The sequence below is a fragment of the Sphingobium chungbukense genome, assembly GCF_001005725.1.
Lineage (GTDB): Bacteria > Pseudomonadota > Alphaproteobacteria > Sphingomonadales > Sphingomonadaceae > Sphingobium > Sphingobium chungbukense.
Window position 1 is genome coordinate 412,568 of sequence record NZ_LBIC01000001.1, and the last position, 16,808, is coordinate 429,375.

16 protein-coding genes are annotated in these 16,808 nt (G+C 64.9%); 9 read left to right on the forward strand and 7 right to left on the reverse strand.

Annotation, left to right across the window (positions count from 1 at the left end):
• The first annotated feature begins 18 nt into the window (after positions 1 to 18).
• From flgG to YP76_RS02095, 8 genes are all read left to right on the forward strand, one after another.
• Positions 19 to 807 carry a flagellar basal-body rod protein FlgG gene (gene flgG / locus YP76_RS02060; RefSeq protein WP_046761942.1) on the forward strand — a complete coding sequence of 263 codons (789 nt, stop codon included), beginning with the start codon at positions 19 to 21 and terminating at the stop codon, positions 805 to 807.
• Between the two features lie 8 nt (positions 808 to 815).
• Positions 816 to 1,493 carry a flagellar basal body L-ring protein FlgH gene (locus YP76_RS02065; protein WP_046762571.1) on the forward strand — a complete coding sequence of 226 codons (678 nt, stop codon included), beginning with the start codon at positions 816 to 818 and terminating at the stop codon, positions 1,491 to 1,493.
• A gap of 15 nt (positions 1,494 to 1,508) precedes the next feature.
• The gene (locus tag YP76_RS02070) at positions 1,509 to 2,618 is read left to right on the forward strand and encodes a flagellar basal body P-ring protein FlgI (protein ID WP_232307419.1); all 1,110 of its coding nucleotides are present in this window, start codon (positions 1,509 to 1,511) and stop codon (positions 2,616 to 2,618) included.
• Positions 2,618 to 2,932 carry a rod-binding protein gene (locus YP76_RS02075; RefSeq protein ID WP_046761944.1) on the forward strand — a complete coding sequence of 105 codons (315 nt, stop codon included), beginning with the start codon at positions 2,618 to 2,620 and terminating at the stop codon, positions 2,930 to 2,932. The genes YP76_RS02070 and YP76_RS02075 overlap by 1 nt, the downstream gene beginning before the upstream one ends.
• Positions 2,929 to 4,263, forward strand: coding sequence for a flagellar hook-associated protein FlgK (gene flgK, locus YP76_RS02080; RefSeq protein ID WP_046761945.1), 1,335 nt, complete (start codon positions 2,929 to 2,931; stop codon positions 4,261 to 4,263). The genes YP76_RS02075 and flgK overlap by 4 nt, the downstream gene beginning before the upstream one ends.
• Before the next feature lie 19 nt (positions 4,264 to 4,282).
• Complete coding sequence (locus YP76_RS02085) at positions 4,283 to 5,128, forward strand: flagellin (protein ID WP_046761946.1); 846 nt, start codon at positions 4,283 to 4,285, stop codon at positions 5,126 to 5,128.
• Positions 5,129 to 5,346: 218 nt separating this feature from the next.
• The gene (motA, locus tag YP76_RS02090; protein WP_046761947.1) at positions 5,347 to 6,210 is read left to right on the forward strand and encodes a flagellar motor stator protein MotA; all 864 of its coding nucleotides are present in this window, start codon (positions 5,347 to 5,349) and stop codon (positions 6,208 to 6,210) included.
• A 3-nt stretch (positions 6,211 to 6,213) separates the two neighbouring features.
• On the forward strand, positions 6,214 to 7,269 hold the full coding sequence (locus YP76_RS02095; protein WP_046761948.1) for a flagellar motor protein MotB: 1,056 nt from the start codon (positions 6,214 to 6,216) through the stop codon (positions 7,267 to 7,269).
• A gap of 291 nt (positions 7,270 to 7,560) precedes the next feature.
• Here YP76_RS02095 and YP76_RS02100 read toward each other — a convergent pair whose 3' ends face one another.
• Genes YP76_RS02100 through YP76_RS02110 form a run of 3 tightly spaced genes read right to left on the reverse strand, consistent with a single transcriptional unit; the run spans position 7,561 to position 9,393 of the window.
• Positions 7,561 to 8,121, reverse strand: coding sequence for an LptA/OstA family protein (locus YP76_RS02100; RefSeq protein ID WP_046761949.1), 561 nt, complete (start codon positions 8,119 to 8,121; stop codon positions 7,561 to 7,563).
• Complete coding sequence (locus YP76_RS02105) at positions 8,121 to 8,768, reverse strand: hypothetical protein (RefSeq protein WP_046761950.1); 648 nt, start codon at positions 8,766 to 8,768, stop codon at positions 8,121 to 8,123. Before YP76_RS02105 ends, YP76_RS02100 begins: the two co-directional genes overlap by 1 nt.
• 7 nt (positions 8,769 to 8,775) lie before the next feature.
• A complete protein-coding gene (locus tag YP76_RS02110) occupies positions 8,776 to 9,393 on the reverse strand; it encodes a ribonuclease D (RefSeq protein WP_046761951.1) in 618 nt (205 codons plus the stop codon).
• 255 nt (positions 9,394 to 9,648) lie between these two features.
• Between YP76_RS02110 and YP76_RS29005 the strand changes: the two genes are divergently transcribed.
• Entirely contained in the window at positions 9,649 to 10,470 is an 822-nt protein-coding gene (locus YP76_RS29005) for a cold-shock protein (protein WP_046761952.1), read from the forward strand.
• 570 nt (positions 10,471 to 11,040) lie between these two features.
• Here the strand turns inward: YP76_RS29005 and YP76_RS02120 are convergent.
• Genes YP76_RS02120 through YP76_RS02135 form a run of 4 tightly spaced genes read right to left on the reverse strand, consistent with a single transcriptional unit; the run spans position 11,041 to position 16,724 of the window.
• Positions 11,041 to 12,126, reverse strand: a complete 1,086-nt coding sequence (locus YP76_RS02120) for a copper resistance protein B (protein WP_046761953.1) — start codon at positions 12,124 to 12,126, stop codon at positions 11,041 to 11,043.
• Positions 12,123 to 13,919: a copper resistance system multicopper oxidase gene (locus YP76_RS02125; protein ID WP_046761954.1), complete on the reverse strand. Its 1,797-nt coding sequence runs from the start codon at positions 13,917 to 13,919 to the stop codon at positions 12,123 to 12,125. Before YP76_RS02125 ends, YP76_RS02120 begins: the two co-directional genes overlap by 4 nt.
• Before the next feature lie 22 nt (positions 13,920 to 13,941).
• Positions 13,942 to 14,376 carry a Cu(I)-responsive transcriptional regulator gene (cueR, locus tag YP76_RS02130; RefSeq protein WP_046761955.1) on the reverse strand — a complete coding sequence of 145 codons (435 nt, stop codon included), beginning with the start codon at positions 14,374 to 14,376 and terminating at the stop codon, positions 13,942 to 13,944.
• A complete protein-coding gene (locus tag YP76_RS02135) occupies positions 14,373 to 16,724 on the reverse strand; it encodes a heavy metal translocating P-type ATPase (protein WP_046761956.1) in 2,352 nt (783 codons plus the stop codon). The genes cueR and YP76_RS02135 overlap by 4 nt, the downstream gene beginning before the upstream one ends.
• Between the last annotated feature and the right edge of the window lie 84 nt (positions 16,725 to 16,808).

Here is a 16,808-nt window from a genome sequence, read left to right on the forward strand (position 1 = left end):
TCGTGGAGATAACAGACGATGACCAACGCAGCCCTTCATGTCGCCCGCACCGGCCTTGACGCGCAGAACACGAAGATGCGCGTGATCGCCAACAACCTGGCGAACGTCAACACCACCGGCTTCAAGCGCGACCGCGCCGATTTCGAGACGCTGGCCTATCAGCAGATCGTGGCGGCGGGCGCGAACAGCGACAGCCAGAACAAGTTCGCGACCGGCCTCAACCTGGGTTCGGGCGTGGCGCTCCAGGGCACCAGCAAGATCAACGAGCAGGGCACGCTCAATCAGACCGGCAACACGTTGGACATGGCGATCGAGGGATCGGGCTATTTCCAGGTGCAGCAGCCCGACGGCTCGATCGCCTATACCCGCGCGGGCAATTTCACGACCACGGCGGAGGGCGTCGTCGTCACCAGCGACGGCCTGCCGCTGATCCCGCAGATCACCGTGCCCGAAGGCGCGACCAGCGTCACCATCGGCAATGACGGCACCGTCTCCGCCACGCTTCAGGGCCAGACCGAACCGACCCAGCTCGGCCAGATCGAACTGGCCAGCTTCATGAATCCGGGCGGCCTGACCTCGGTGGGCGGCAATCTGCTCAAGGAAAGCGCCGCCAGCGGCACGCCGCAGGTCGGCGTCGCGGGGCTGGACGGGCGCGGCGTCGTCCGCTCGGGCTATCTGGAAACATCCAACGTCAACGTCGTGGAAGAGCTGGTCGACATGATCGAGACCCAGCGCGCCTATGAGGTCAATAGCAAGATGATCAAGGCGACCGACGAGATGCTCCAGTACGTCAACCAGCAGCTCTGAGGATGACGATGCGCCTCGCCTCCACCTCCCTGCTCGCCCTGTCGATGGTCATCCTGGCCGCCTCCCCGGCCATGGCCGGCAAGAAGCGCGATGCCGAGCGGCAATTTTATGCCCCCTCGGTCGTTGCCGCGCCTGCCGCCCCGGCGGCGAACGGCTCGATCTTCCAGGCGTCGATGGGCTATACGCCGCTCACCAGCGGCGCGCGGGCGACCAGCGTGGGCGACATCATCACCATCGTCCTGGTCGAACGGACCCAGGCGACCAAGAGCAACAGCGCCGACACCAAGCGCGACGGCAGCATCGCGCTGACCCCGCCCAGCACCGGTCCGCTCTCCAAGATCTTCTCCGCCAGCGACATCGGCTCCAGCGGCAGCAATGCCTTCACCGGCAAGGGCAACGCCACCCAGTCGAACGCGCTCAACGGCGAAATCACCGTGACCATCGCGGCGACCTATCCCAACGGCACCATGCTGGTGAAGGGCGAAAAGGCGCTGACGCTCAATCGCGGCGACGAATATATCCAGATCAGCGGCCTCGTCCGCCAGGCCGATATCGGCCCGGACAACCGCATCGCCTCGACCCGCGTGGCCGACGCCAAGATCATCTACACCGGCAAGGGGGAAATCGCCCGCGCCAGCCGTCAGGGCTGGTTGCAGCGCTTCTTCTCCATGATCAGCCCCTTCTAGATGGACATGCCCGCCATGACCCGCCTGTTGCGTTTCCTGCTGCCCCTGATGGCGATTTTCGCTCCTTTGGCCTCTGGCCCGGCCCATGCCGAGCGGATCAAGGATCTCGGCACCTTTCAGGGCGTGCGTCCCAACCAGCTCACCGGCTACGGCATCGTCGTCGGCCTCGCGGGCACGGGCGACGACAGCCTCGATTATGCGACGCAGGGCATGAAGGGCGTGGTCTCGCGTTTCGGCCTCACCCTGCCGCAGGGGATCAACCCGGCGCTCAAGAACGCGGCGGCGGTGCTGGTGACGGCGGACCTGCCCGCCTTCGCCAAGCCCGGCCAGCGGCTCGACGTCACCGTCTCTGCTCTCGGCAAGGCCAAGTCGCTGCGCGGCGGCACGCTGATCATGACCCCCCTGCGCGGCGCGGACAACGAAATCTACGGCATGGCCCAAGGCAATCTCGCCGTCGGCGGCCTCGGCGTCTCCGGCGCGGACGGCAGCCAGGTGTCGGTCAACATCCCTTCCGCCGGCCGCATTCCGGGCGGCGCAACGGTCGAACGCGCGGTCGCCACCGGCTTCGACACCGCGCCCACCCTCACCTTCAACCTGTCCGAAGCCGACCTCACCACGGCCCTGCGCGTGGCGGACGGCATCAACCGCACCTATGGCGACCATCGCGCCAAGGCCGTGGACGCCGTGTCGGTCACCATCGACGCCGCGCCCGGCGCTTCGGACCGCATCATGATGATGGGCATGATCGAGAATATCGAGGTCTCGCCCGCCGACGCCCCGGCCAAGGTCATCGTCAACGCCCGCACCGGCACGGTCGTCATCAACGGCGCGGTGAAGATCCATCCGGCCGCCATCGCGCACGGCAAGATCACGGTCAGCGTCAACGAATCCCCTCGCGTCGTCCAGCCCGCCCCCTTCTCGCAGGGGCAGACGGCGGTGGAGCAATCCAGTTCGATTTCGATCGATCAGGAAAAGAAACCGATGATTAATTTTAAAGGTGGAGCCTCTCTGGCCGATATAGTCAAAGCGGTGAACGCCATCGGCGCCTCCCCCGCGGACATGGTCGCGATCCTCGAAGCGCTCAAGCAGGCGGGTGCGCTCAAGGCTGAACTGGTGGTGTTGTGATGCAGATTGGTGCGACTTCGGGAACGGCAGCCCAGGCGGGCGGAACCCAGAACAAGGCGTCGCTGGAAAAGGCGGCGCAACAGTTCGAGGCGATCTTCCTGCGCCAGATGATGGGCGCGATGCGCTCGGCCAGCCTGGCCGAGGGCATCAGCGATTCCAGCGCCACCGACCAGTTTCGCGACATGGCCGACGCCCGCACCGCCGACAGCATGGCCAGCCGGGGCACGCTGGGCATCGCCGAAATGCTGATGCACCAGTTCGGCGCGAAGGTCGCGATACCCGCCGCCGCCCCTGCCGGGGATAAGGCCGAATGAGCGACCTCTTCATCATCGGCGCCTCGGGGACCAAGGCCTATCGCTCGGCGATGGCGGCGATTTCCGAGAATATCACCAATGCCAGCACGGAGGGCTATACCCGCCGCTCCGTGACGACGGTCGAATCCGGTTCGTCGACCGCGACCATGGCGATGTACATCGCCCGCGCCAATTTCGGCGGCACCGACGTCAAAAGCGTCAACCGTGCCACCGATCCCTATCTCGATGCGACGGTCCGCTACACCAACATGGCGCTGGGCAGCGCGACCGCGAAGCTGCGCTGGCTGACCGATTCGGAAACCGCGCTCAACGACACCGAAACCGGTGTCGGCCAGCTCATGACAGCCATGTACCAGAATATGGACAAGCTGGCCGCCAGCCCCAGCGACAATTCGCTGCGCGTGACCACGCTGGACAGCATCAGCCGCGTCGCCCAGGCCTTCAAACAGACTTCGGCCGACCTGCAACAAGTGTCGACCGGCATCGCGACCGAAGCGCAAGCGGCCGTCACCACCGTCAATCAGGCACTCAACGCGCTGGCCGACATCAACAACAGCCTGCTGCGCGCGCAGCCGGGCACGTCCGCCTATGCCCAACTGCTCGACAGCCGCGACGCGGCGCTCGGCACGCTGTCGTCCAATCTCAATATCGACATCAGCTTCGGCACGCATGACCAGGCCATCGTCTCGCTGAACGGCCAGACTCTGGTCCAGGGCGCGACCGCCACCACCCTCGCCCTCACGGCGAACAGCGACGGCACGCTGGCGCTCGCCACCAGCGGCGGCACCGCGCTCGCCGCTCCCACAAACGGCGCGCTTGGTGGCCTCTTTTCCGCCGCCGGCACCGTGACGCAGCGTCGCACCAGTCTCGACACGCTGGCGCAACAGTTCGTCACCGACATGAACGACTGGCATGGACAGGGCGTCACCGACGCGGGCACGGCTGGCGCCCCCCTGCTCTCGGGCACGACTGCGGCCACCGTCACCGCACTGATCAGCGATCCCAGGCAACTTGCCACCAAATCCTCCGACGGCACGGCGAACGGCAATCTCTTGACCGTGTCCACCGCCCTGCGCGGCAACGGCAGCGTCGAACAGGGCTGGACCTCGCTGATCGCCAATCAGGCCAATCTTCTGTCCTCCACCAAGGCGGAACAGACCACGGCGCAAAACCGCAGCGACCAGGCCGTCGCCGCGCGCGAAGCGGTCAGCGGCGTCGACCTCGACATGGAGGCGGCCGATCTGCTCCGCATCCAGCAGGCCTATTCGGGCTGCGCGAAAATCCTTCAGGTGGCGAAGGAAACCGTCGACGCCATCCTCCAGCTCATCTGAACGGAAGGGACTTCAAGCCATGGTAGGCATCACCAATAAGGTCCTTCTGGCCGAAATCCGGCGCCAGCAACAGCTTTCGACGGACATCGTCAACGGCCAGACCGCGATTTCCACCGGCAAGACGCTGAACAAGCCGTCGGACAACGCCCTCGCCTGGGTGCAGGTGTCGGACATCGGCCGCGCGCAGGCGCAGCAGGCCGCCTGGCAGTCCAATGTCAGCACGGGCACGACCCGCGCCAAGACGGCCGAATCCAATCTCGACGAGATGAACAATCTGCTCACCCGTGCGCAGGAATTGCTGACCTCCGCTCGCAACGGGGCGATGAACTCCACCGGCAAGACCGCGATCATCGAGGAAATGAAGACCATCCGCTCGACGATCGACGCGCTGCTGAACCAGAAGGATTATAACGGCATCCCCACCTTCGACGACCAGCAAAGCGTGCTGGTTCCCGTCAGCCGGGGCCTCAACCTGGCCGTGGTCGGCACCAAACAGGAAGTGTCGGAGGGCATCGACGTCAACGGCACGCCGATGACGCTGGACGCCATATTGAGCCAAAGCATCACCGCGCTGCAAAGCGGCACCGACAGCGATGTCGCCGCCAGCCTGGACGCGATCAAGGCGGGGCAACAGCATATCGTGCTGGAACTGACGAAACAGGGCGTACGCAGCGACCGGCTCGACACGATCGGCACGCGCCTCACCGACATCGACCTCGACCTGACGGAACGGCGCAGCGACCTTGAATCGACCGACCTTACCAAGGTCATCTCCACCGTCGCGGCCAAGCTGCTCCAGCTCAACGCGGCCCAGTCCTCCTTCGCCCGGATCAACCAGCAGACGCTGTTCGACCTGATCAAGTAGGCGGAAAAAGCCCAGATACTTCCCATGAGACGCCCTGTTCCTGCTTTTGCAGGAACAGGGCGTCTCATCAGGCTTTTCCCGCCGAAAATGAAATCGCTGAATTTTCGACCGGTGGCCTAAACCACATCCTAACCAAGCCGTATTAACCAATCGGGAGCGTCTTCATGCGACGCTCGGAATTGAGACGGCGCCTTCGGGCAGATTTTTCGGGGATAATCATGTTCGCAATCATCGGCCTGGTCGTGCTGCTCGCCATGGTGTTCGGCGGCTTCATCTTCACCGGCGGCGACATCGGCCCGGTTCTGCACGCCCTGCCGCATGAAATGATCATCATCGGCGGCGCCGCGGTCGGCGCGCTCATCATCGGCAATTCGGGTTCGGACCTGAAGGCGCTGGGCGGCGGCCTCGCCAAGGTGTTCAAGGGGCCGAAATACAAGAAGCAGGATTTTCTCGACTGCATCTTCCTCGTCTCGCGCCTGATGAAGACGCTGCGCGTCGAAGGCCCGGTGGCGCTGGAACCGCATATCGAGGATCCGGCCAGTTCGGCGATCTTCTCCGAATATCCGCGCCTGATGGGCGACAAGACGCTGATCCACCTGATCAGCGACACGCTGCGCCTGGTGGTCGTGTCCTCCGGCACGCTCGATCCCCATGCGGTCGAGGAGGTCATGGATAATGCGCTCAAGACCCATCATCATGAATCGCTGAAGCCCGCCGACAATCTTCAAGGCCTCGCCGACGCGCTTCCCGCGCTGGGCATCGTCGCGGCGGTGCTGGGCGTGGTCAAGACCATGGGCTCGATCGACCAGCCCCCGGCCATCCTGGGCGGCATGATCGGTTCGGCGCTGGTCGGCACCTTCCTCGGCGTGCTGCTCGCCTATGGCATGGTCAATCCCTTCGCCAATCGCTGCCGCGCGGTGATCGAGGCCGACGGCTCCATGTATCATGTGGTGAAACAGATCATCGTCGCCTCGCTGCACGGCCACCCGCAACCGCTGGTGATCGAGGCCGCGCGCTCCAGCCTCACCCATGCGAACCAGCCAGCCTTCGCCGAAGTGTTCGACGGCATGCGGGGCAAATAAGCCATGGCCGAGAAGAAGCGCGGCGCGAACGAGCCCGAACCCAGGCCGATCATCGTCAAGAAGATCATCGTAGAGGGCCATGGCGGCCATCATGGCGGCGCGTGGAAGGTCGCCTATGCCGACTTCGTGACGGCGATGATGGCCTTCTTCCTGCTGATGTGGCTGCTGGGCGCGACCACCGAAAAGCAGCGCAAGGGCCTGGCCGACTATTTCACGCCGACGCTGGTGCAGATGAAGGAAAATTCCGCAGGCTCCAACGGCCTGTTCGGCGGCGACAGCATGATGGGCAAGGAAAATTACCCGACCACCGGCGGTCAGGGCAACCTTGCCATCACCATCCCGCGCGACGCCTCGGGCACGAAGGACCAGGGCGGCAAGGCCACCCGTGCGGCGGATCGCGCAAAGTTCGAATCGATCAAGAAGGAGCTGGAAGCCCGCATGGCCAAGCGCCAGGGCATGGCCAAGCTGCGCAAGAATATCCGCTTCACCGAAACCCGCGAGGGGCTGCGCATCGACCTGATCGACGAGGCTGATTTCGCGATGTTCGCCATGGGCACCGACCGCCTGCTGCCGCAGGCCCAGCAACTGGTGAACGAGGTCGCGCAGACCATCCGCACCATGCCCAACCCGCTGATCGTGCGCGGCCATACCGATGGCCTGCCCTACAGCTCGGGCCAGACGATGAACAATTGGATGCTCTCCTCCGCCCGCGCCGAAGCGACGCGCAAGGCGCTGGCCGGCAACGGCATCGGCAATGACCGCTTCGCCCGGATCGAGGGTGTCGCCGACCGCGAACCCTTTGCCAAGGACGATGCCTACGACCCGCGCAACCGGCGCATGTCGATCATACTGGGCTGGACCCGCGGCGCCGACAATGGCGATCCCGACGAGCAGCTCGACGCCGAAACCAGGGCCGCGATCAAGGAACGCGACAATCCGGGACAGGTCGCCCGGACCGAGGCGGCAAAGCTCGACATGGGCGGCACCGGCCTCCCCGCCGGCGCCCAGTTGATCAACCCGACGGCCAAGGGCACATCGAACAAACCGGGCAAGCATTAAGGCCATTACGGACCGGCGACTTGGGGTGGAAGGCGGAATGGCAGTTTTTTAAGCGTCTCCTGTTCTGCCAACGCTCTCGCGAGCCACTTGTCTCGTCGAGTGCCTGGGCAGGAGCACCATGCGCTCAATGACTCAGTGTGGGCGGGAGCGGCTTCATCTACCCCACAGCCTCACCGCCCCAGACGGCTCGTTCAACCGTCATTCCATCTCTGGCAAACGCACGCTGAAAGGCCGCTTTTCCGCGTCCTCATCATATCACCCATGTTCCAAGGGAAAGCGGCGGAAAGCCGCTCATTCCTTCCGCTGCGGCACCGTGAAAGTACCCGACACACGCCCGCCGGCGCTGCCCGTCACACCCGAAGCAGCACCACCCGCCGCCCGCCCGTCCACGGTCGATCGCCCGCTGGTCAGGTCGATCACCAGCCGTCCCCCGGTCAGCCGGTTCGTCCCCTGCGTCAACGACACATTGCCCAGCATGGTGATCAGCTTGCTGTTGAGGTCATAGATGGCGACATTGCCCTTTGCCGTCTGGTCCGCCTTGGTGACGACGACATTGCCGGAAGCATCGATCCGGTCGATCTCGACCCCATTGGTCCCGGTTCCGCCGCCTGGCTGGTTCCGGTACGCCACGGTCATCCGCGCGGCATTCAGCGTCATGCCCGCCTGCGTCACCTCGACATGTCCGGACACGATCACGCGATCGGCGCGGTCCTGCACCTCGATCCGGTCGGCGGTGAAGTTCACCGGCGCATTGCTGTCATGATTCTTCAGCACCTGCGCATCCGCCCCGGCATAGACGAGGCCAGCCGCGCCCAGAGCGCTCAACGACACCAGAAAAAGGGTCTTTTTCATCACTTCCGCCCTTTGAGGCCATTTTGTTCGATACGCAAGCTCGCACGCCCGTTCAGCGTCACCGTCCGCGCGCCCAGGTCCGCCTCCAGATGGTCGCCGCTGAACGTGCCGATGGGTATCCGCCCGTCCACGCGCCCGGCGCTCTGCATCCGCCGGGATTTCAGGTCGACGCCCACGTCCCGCGTCGTCATCCGGTATCCGCCCTCAGACTGGAACTGCACCGGCCCGTCGATGGCGACCCGCTCCGTATCCATGTCGTAGCGGCCCTTCTGCGCCCGCAACAGCGCCTGCCCGTCGGACAGCAATATCCGCGCCGACATGTCGTTGAGGTCGACGATCGGTTCGCGCGAACTCTTCTGCACGGCCGATCCCGCCCGCAGGGAAAAGGGCTGTCCCTTGCTGTCCTCCCCGCGATAGAGCGCTTCGGTCACGCGCATCCGCTCCTTCGCCACCTCGACCTTGTTCTTGTCGAGGACGAAGCTCACCTTGTCCCCGCCGGTGAAGGGCGCGGTCGCCAGCAGCGCCGCCAGCACGCCCACCGACACGGGCAGCCAGTTCTTGAGCAGCCCGACCAGCCGGTCATGGCTCCCCCCCGGCCGCGCCCAGTGGCGGCGCATATCGCGTTGCTGATCGGCCTGTAACGACATGGCGACCTCACATATGCGCGAAGATATCGATCTCCGGCCATCCCGCCAGGTCCAGCGCGGCGCGGTGCGGCAGGAAATCGAAACAGGCCTGTGCCAGTTCCATGCGCCCCTCACGCACCAGCCGCTTGTCCAGCTCGGCCTTCAGCGCGTGCAGGAACCGGACGTCGGACGCCGCATAATCCTTCTGCGCGTCGGACAGCACCGGCCCGCCCCAGTCGCTCGACTGCTGCACCTTGGACAGTTCCTGCCCCAGCAGTTCGCGCACCAGTTCTTTCAACCCATGGCGGTCGGTATAGGTCCGCACCAGGCGCGATGCGATCTTGGTGCAATAGACGGGCGCGGCCACCACGCCCAGATAATGCTGGAGCGCGGCGATATCGAACCGCCCGAAATGATAGAGCTTGAGCCGCTCCGGATCGGCCAGCACCGCCTTCAGGTTCGGCGCGGCATAATCGCTGCCGGGGTTGAAGCGCACCAGATGCTCGTCCCCCTTCCCGTCGCTGATCTGCACGACGCACAGGCGGTCTCGCGGGGTGATCAGCCCCATGGTTTCGGTATCGACGGCGATCGGACCGGGGGCAAGTACGCCCTCGGGCAGATCCTCTTCATGAAAATGAACGGTCATGATTCCCCTCTATGGCGAAACGGTCCACGCCGCAATCACCCGCTGCCCCACCGTCGATTTGCCCGGAAAAGCCCATGGGACGGCATATTTGCAGCCTTTGCCCCCGATTGACGCCGATACGTAAAATCGTTCGCACGCCTGAGAAAAGTTGATATAGTGATTCTCAAACCGCGCTTTGCGGTGGATTCTGCATGTCATTCGCCCGACATGTTTGTCCGGTTTAGTCTGGGGCGAAGCGAAAGTGACCAACAGGGCATGAGTTTTGACAGAGGGCGCCGCGGCGGTCGCGGCAAGGACAAGCGCGACGGTATCGGCGAGGATAGTTTCTATGAAGGTGGCCGCGGCGGCTTCGGCGGCGGTTTCGATCGTGGTGGCTTCGGTGGTGATCGCGGCGGCTTCGGCGGTGGCGATCGCTTCGGCGGCGGTGGTGGTTTCGGCGGCGGCGACCGCGGCGGCTTCGGTGGCGGCGGTGGTCGTGGCGGCTTCGGCGGCGGCGGCGGTGGTGGTTTCGGCGGCGGCCGTGGTGGCGGCATGCCCGCCCAGGTCGTCGGTGAAGGCACTGGCGTCGTAAAATTCTTCAACGGCCAGAAGGGTTTCGGCTTCATCGTCCGTGACGATGGCGGCGAAGACGTGTTCGTCCACATCAGCGCCGTCGAGCAGGCGGGCCTGACCGGCCTGGCCGAAGGCCAGCAGCTCGGCTTCACGCTGGTGGATCGTGGCGGCAAGGTGTCGGCGACCGACCTCAAGATCGAGGGCGAACCGCTCCCCGTCACCGAACGCGCCCCCCGCGAGCCCCGCGCTGGTGGTTTTGGCGATCGTCCGGGCGGCGGCGACCGCGGCCCGCAGCGCCAGCTCACCGGCGAACGCGCGAGCGGCACGGTCAAGTTCTTCAACGCCATGAAGGGCTTCGGCTTCATCCAGCGCGACGACGGCCAGCCCGACGCGTTCGTTCACATCAGCGCCGTAGAACGCGCCGGCATGAGCGCGCTCAACGAAGGTGATCGCCTCGACTTCGAACTCGAGGTTGACCGTCGCGGCAAATATGCGGCCGTGAACCTTCAGACGAAGGCGGACTGATCCAGACCTGACCGCTTTCGCGGACAACATAGAAGGGGTCGCCTGCCCGGCGGCCCCTTTTTTCTTTAAACTCGCTCAAGGTAACTTCGCGCCATTCTCGATCATCCTGCAGACAGTCATCATCCCGCACAGCGACCCGGCCGATCGTCCATAAGCGGCATGCAGTGATGTTCGAAATATGTTTCCGTATCTCCTAGTGACCCGAATCTGAAGTTCGTCACATTGTTGGGCAGGCGTTGAACGAACTTCAGATTCATCAGGGTCACTAGCGAATATATGTTTCTAGTGTGGTTTATGGATTTGAAATACGCTCCCCACCTGGCCGCTATAATGAGGCGTATTTCAAATCCACCACACTAGAGCGATTTCCAGTCAGATGGCATCATCTGACGGTTAAGAAATCGCGGCAAATAAAAGACTTAGAGCGGCCGATCTGATTCAATCAGATCGGAATCCACTCTTGCGACTGAATGATCCGAAAAGCCGTCAGAATTCTGTGACGGCAACAGCCAATAAGATTGGTGGATCCGCCGGAACGCGCCCTCCTCCCTGAGCCAATGCTCAAGCGCATCAAAACCAGAAGCGGATACCGGCCACGAAGCTTGTCGACTCCACATCCTCGCCGGCCAGGCGCGCGAAGCGGGCCGTATCACCGATCCTCCGTTCCCAGGATAGGCCGACATAGGGCGCGAATTCCCGGCGCATCTCGTATCGCAGGCGTAACCCCAATTCGGCGGCCGATACGCCGGAACCGATCCGGCTTTCGGGGATGTCCTGCGCCGCAAAGGCGATCTCGGCTCTTGGCTGGAGGACGAGACGCTGGGTAATGCGTTGATCGTAATAGCCTTCGACGCGTGCGAGCAGATCACCCTTGTTGGAAACAAACAGCGCGGCATCGGTCTCGAACCAGTAAGGTGCCAGGCCCTCGACGCCGACGACGGCGTAGGTCCGGCCCGGACCGGACCCGAAATCCTGACGGACGCCGATTTGGAGGTTCCAGTAAGGATCGATGGCGCGCGAATAGAGCGCCTGCATCTCGGCCGCGTCGATGTCCCGGCGGAAGCTGCCTTCGCCCTCGCTTTTCACGACGAACCTGTTGATGTCGCCACCGAACCAGCCTTCGCCCGCCCAGCGATAGCCATCACGGCCCTTGCGCGCCTGATATTCGGCGAGGTTGAACATCACCTGATGGTAGGTCATCCCGCCATGCGAGCTCATCAGCCGATCCTCGGCCTCGGCCATGGCGGTCGCGCCATAGAAGCGGTCGGCGCTGCGGTCGTGCGCGACCGGCGGAGGAGGTGCATCGCCCGCCGGAAGGTCGGTTCCGCTCGGCGCGGTCATGCCAGCATCAGCCTTGGAGGCTTGATGCTGCTCATGTCCTTCATGCGCCTTATCCGGGGGCGGCACGTCCATGCCCGGCATGTTGGACATGTCATGATCAGCATGGTCGCCTCGCGGCGCAGCAGGAGCCATGTGCTGCTTATGTTGAGGGGCGCCCGAAGGCGCAGGGTGTGGCTGGTGCGGCGCCGGTTTCGCATGCGGCTTGGCGGGCACCATCGGCATGGTCATTCCCGGCATGTCCATGTCGTACGTCTGGGCTATGGCAGGAAGGCTCACTGCCAGGGACACGAGGCCGAGCAGAAACAGGCGTTTCATGCCGGCTCTCCTTCCATCGGACGGACCTGGACGACACGCATCATTCCCGCCGCCATGTGGAAGAACATATGGCAATGGAAGGCCCAGTCGCCGGGGATCGCCGTCACGTCCCAACTCACCTTGCCGCCGGGCAGGACATTGACCGTATGCTTGCGCGGACCATGATCGCCATGGCCGGTTACCAGCTCGAACAAATGCCCGTGCAGATGAATGGGATGGGCCATCATCGTATCGTTGACGAGTGTCACCCGCACGCGCTCACCGGCGCGCATGGGGATCGGCTCATGCGCCTCGGACATGGTCTGCCCGTCCATGGACCACATGTAGCGTTCCATATTTCCGGTCAGATGCACCTCGATCTGGCGCGCGGGCGCCCTGACATCGGGGTTGCGGTCGAACGCCACCAGATCGCGATAGACCAGAACCCTGTGACCCGCGTCGGCCAGCCCCTGGCCCGGCTCTCCCGTTCGATCGACCGGCATCGGCGCGATCGTCTGGACGCCGGGGCCAAGCCTCACCTGCGGCGCGTTGCGTGGATCGCGCATCCCCATGCTTCCGGCGCCGTGGTCGCCGGATGGCGGCGGGTTGTTCTGCGCATGTGCGGCCATCATGCCGTGATCCATGCCAGGCATGCCCGCCATGTCATCCATTTGCCCCTTCGCTCCATGCGACATGGCGGACATGTCCATCCCCATATCCCTCATCGTGGCGACCGGCCGCGGCCGGAGCGGCGGAACGGGCGCGATCATGCCGGCGCGAGGCGCGAGCGTCGCGCGTGCCATGCCCGAGCGATCGACCGACTCGCCGACGATGGAAAAGGCGCGATCTTCGGTCGGAGTGACGATCACGTCATAGGTCTCGCCGGGCGCGAACTGGAACTCGTCCACCTCGACGGGACGGACCGCCTGCCCATCGGCGTGGACGATCGTGAGTTTAAGGCCGGGAATGCGGACGTTGAAGATGGTCATACCGGCGGCATTGATGAACCGCAGCCGCACCCGCTCTCCCGGCCGGAACAGCGCGGTCCAGTTGTCCGCCGGCCCGTGGCCGTTGACGACATAGGTGAACACGGCGCCGGTCACGTCCGAGATGTCGGCCGGGTCCATGCGCATGGCGGCCCAGCGCAGGCGCTCCGCCAGCGGCTGGTCCTTGCCCTTGAGCAAGCCGGCGAGCGTCTGGCGCTGGCGGTTGAAGTAGCCGGGCTCCTGCTTGAGCTTCATGTAGATGCTGCGCGGGTGCATCTGGCTGTGGTCGGAGAGCATGATCACATGCTCCCGGTCGGCCTTGACCGGATCGTCGCCGGCGGGCGCGATGACGATCGGCCCGTAGAGACCCATCAGTTCCTGAAGGCCCGAGTGGCTATGATACCAATAGGTGCCCGCCTGAATGATCGGGAAGTCGTAAGTGAAGCTCGAACGCGCCTTGATGCCGGGGAAGGACAGGCCGGGCACGCCGTCCATCTGGGTCGGCAATATGAGGCCATGCCAGTGGAGCGAGGTCTCCTCATCCAGATCGTTGCTGACGTGCAGGCGGACCGTCTGCCCTTCGCGCAGGCGCAGCAGCGGCGCCGGCACGGTGCCGTTGATGCCGATCGCAGCCGCCCGCCGACCGTCGACGATCAGGCTCCGGCCGGCAATCCGCAACGAGATATCTTCCCCGCCCAGTTCGGGAATGGCCGCTGTCGTTCCGGCGGAGACCGGCTGCGCCCAGGCAGGAAGCCAACCAGAAAGCGCGGCAGCGCCCGTGGCACTCGCGGCCTGCAGGAAGCGGCGACGGTCGAGAGGCAAGTTCATCGAAAGTCCTTCGGTGCGTTTATCAACTGCCGTGACGCTCCTTACCGGAGGTGCGGCCGATCACGGTGTCGCCATGCGAGATGCCCTCCAGGATCGGGCAATCGGGGCGATGGTCCCCATGGCAGGCGTCGGCGAGATAGAGAAGGGACTGGCGCATGGCTTCCAGCGCCTTCGCTTTCCGATCCAGCTCTTCCGCCCTCGCGAGGGCCAGCGCCTTCACCTCGGAACTGGCGCGATGGGTGTTCGACCAGAGCGCGAGCAGCGTGCCGATCTCCTCGATCGGAAAGCCGAGGTCGCGGGCATTGGCGATGAAGCGCAGCCGGTTGACGTCGGCGTCGGAATAATCGCGATAGCCGCTGTCGCGCCGTGGCGCCTGCGGCACCAGGCCGATCTTCTCATAATGGCGGATCATGCGCTCGGACACGCCGCTCGCCTTGGAAGCCTGTCCGATATTCATAATGACTGCCTGTTGAGCCTGAGCGCGTTGGTGACGACGCTGACGGAGGACAAAGCCATCGCGGCGGCGGCGATCATCGGGGAGAGCAGGATACCGAACAGCGGGTAGAGCAGGCCGGCCGCGACCGGTATCCCCGCCGCGTTGTAGATGAAAGCGAAAACCAGGTTCTGGCGGATATTGGACATGGTCGCCTGCGACAAACGCCGCGCCCGGACGATGCCGTTGAGGTCGCCCTTGAGCAAGGTGACGCCCGCGCTCTCGATCGCCACGTCGGTGCCCGAACCCATGGCAATGCCCACATCGGCGGCAGCCAGAGCCGGCGCGTCGTTGACGCCGTCCCCGGCCATCGCCACGACCCGGCCCTCCTTCTTGAACTTCGCGACGACCGCACTCTTCTGGTCGGGCAGGACTTCGGCCTCGACTTCCTCGATCCCCAGCTTCGCCGCGACCGCCTCGGCCGTCGTCCGATTGTCGCCCGTCAGCATGACGACCCGGATGCCTTCCTCACGCAGCGCCGCAAGCGCCTGGGGCGTCGTTTCCTTGACCGGATCGGCGATCGCGAAGGCGCCCGCGACTTTGCCGTCGACACCGATGAAAATGGCGGTGGCGCCCGTGCGGCGAAGGTCATCCGCCTGCGCGCTCAGTTCAGAGGTGTCGATCCCCTGATCCTTGAGGAACACAGCGTTCCCCAGCACGATCCGCTTGCCGTCGACGGTGCCTGATGCGCCCCGTCCGGTGGGCGAGTCGAAGTCGGTGACCTCAGGCGGGTCGATCTGCCGCGCCTTGGCGGCCTCGACGATGGCGAGCGCGAGCGGATGCTCCGATGCGCGCTCCACCGCCGCCGCCAGCCGCAGGATTGCCGCTTCATCGGCGCCGGTTGCGGGCACGATCCCGGTCACGGCGGGACGCCCTTCGGTGAGGGTGCCGGTCTTGTCGACGACCAGCGTGTCGACCTTCTCCATATGCTCCAGCACTTCGGCATTCTTGATCAGCACGCCGAGACCCGCGCCGCGCCCGACGCCGACCATGATCGACATCGGCGTCGCGAGACCCAGGGCGCAGGGGCATGCGATGATCAGCACCGCCACGGCCGCGACCAGGCCATAGGCGAAGCGCGGCTCCGGACCCCAGATGCCCCAGCCGACGAAGGCGAGCATGGCGATGCCGATGACGACGGGCACGAACCAGCCCGAGACCCGATCGGCCATGCGTTGGATCGGCGCGCGTGACCGCTGGGCCTCGGCCACCATCTGGACGATGCGGGCCAGCATCGTATCGCGCCCGACCTTCTCGGCGACGATCACGAGCCCGCCGGTCTGGTTGAGCGTGCCGCCGATCAGCTTGTCGCCCGCCGCCTTGGTGACCGGCATCGATTCCCCCGTCACCATCGACTCGTCGAGCGAGGAACGGCCATCGGCGACGACGGCATCGACCGGCACTTTCTCGCCGGGGCGGACGCGCAATCGGTCTCCGACGGCGACCAGATCCATGCCGATCTCTTCGTCGGTGCCGTCCGGCCTGATCCGGCGCGCGGTCCTGGGGGCGAGATTGAGCAGCGCCTTGATCGCGCCCGAGGTGCGCTCACGCGCGCGAAGCTCCAGCACCTGCCCCAGCAGGACCAGCACCGTGATCACTGCGGCGGCCTCGAAATAGATGGCGACGCTGCCGTCGGCTCCCCGGAAAGCGGGCGGGAACATACCGGGCGCAAGCGCCGCGACCATGCTGTAGGCCCAGGCGACCCCGGTGCCCATCGCGATCAGCGTGAACATGTTGAGGTTGCCGCTCTTGAGCGATGCCCAGCCGCGCTCGAAGAACGGCCAGCCCGCCCACAACAGCACGGGCGTTGCCAGCACCAGCTGGATCCAGGTCGAGACCCTCATCGGCACGAGGTGGTGGAGAGCAGGGAAGATGTGCCCGCCCATCTCCAGCAGGAACACCGGCAGAGCGAGCAAGAGCCCGATCCAGAAGCGGCGAGACATGTCGCGCAGTTCGGGACTCGGTCCGGTTTCGGCCGTGACCGTGGCAGGCTCCAGCGCCATCCCGCAGATCGGGCAGGCGCCCGGATGATCCTGACGGATTTCGGGATGCATCGGGCAGGTCCAGATCGTCCCTGCGGGAACATCCCCCTGCGGCGCAGGGGGACCGAGATAGCGCTCGGGATCGGAGACGAATTGGGATCGGCAGCCGGCGCCGCAGAAGTGGTAGGTCACCCTGGCATGACCCGCATGGTGGGGCGTCCTTACCGGATCGACCGACATCCCACAGACGGGATCCTTGGCCTGAGTCCCGTCCGAGGCCTGAGTCCCGTCGGAAACATCCGCCTTATCATGATGATGTTCATGCGCCATCGAACAGCTCCTGTGGGCTGAACTTGTGCACCCTGACATAGTGTCAAGGTCAAGGGCGCAATGTCACTGTTCGACCCGCTTCGA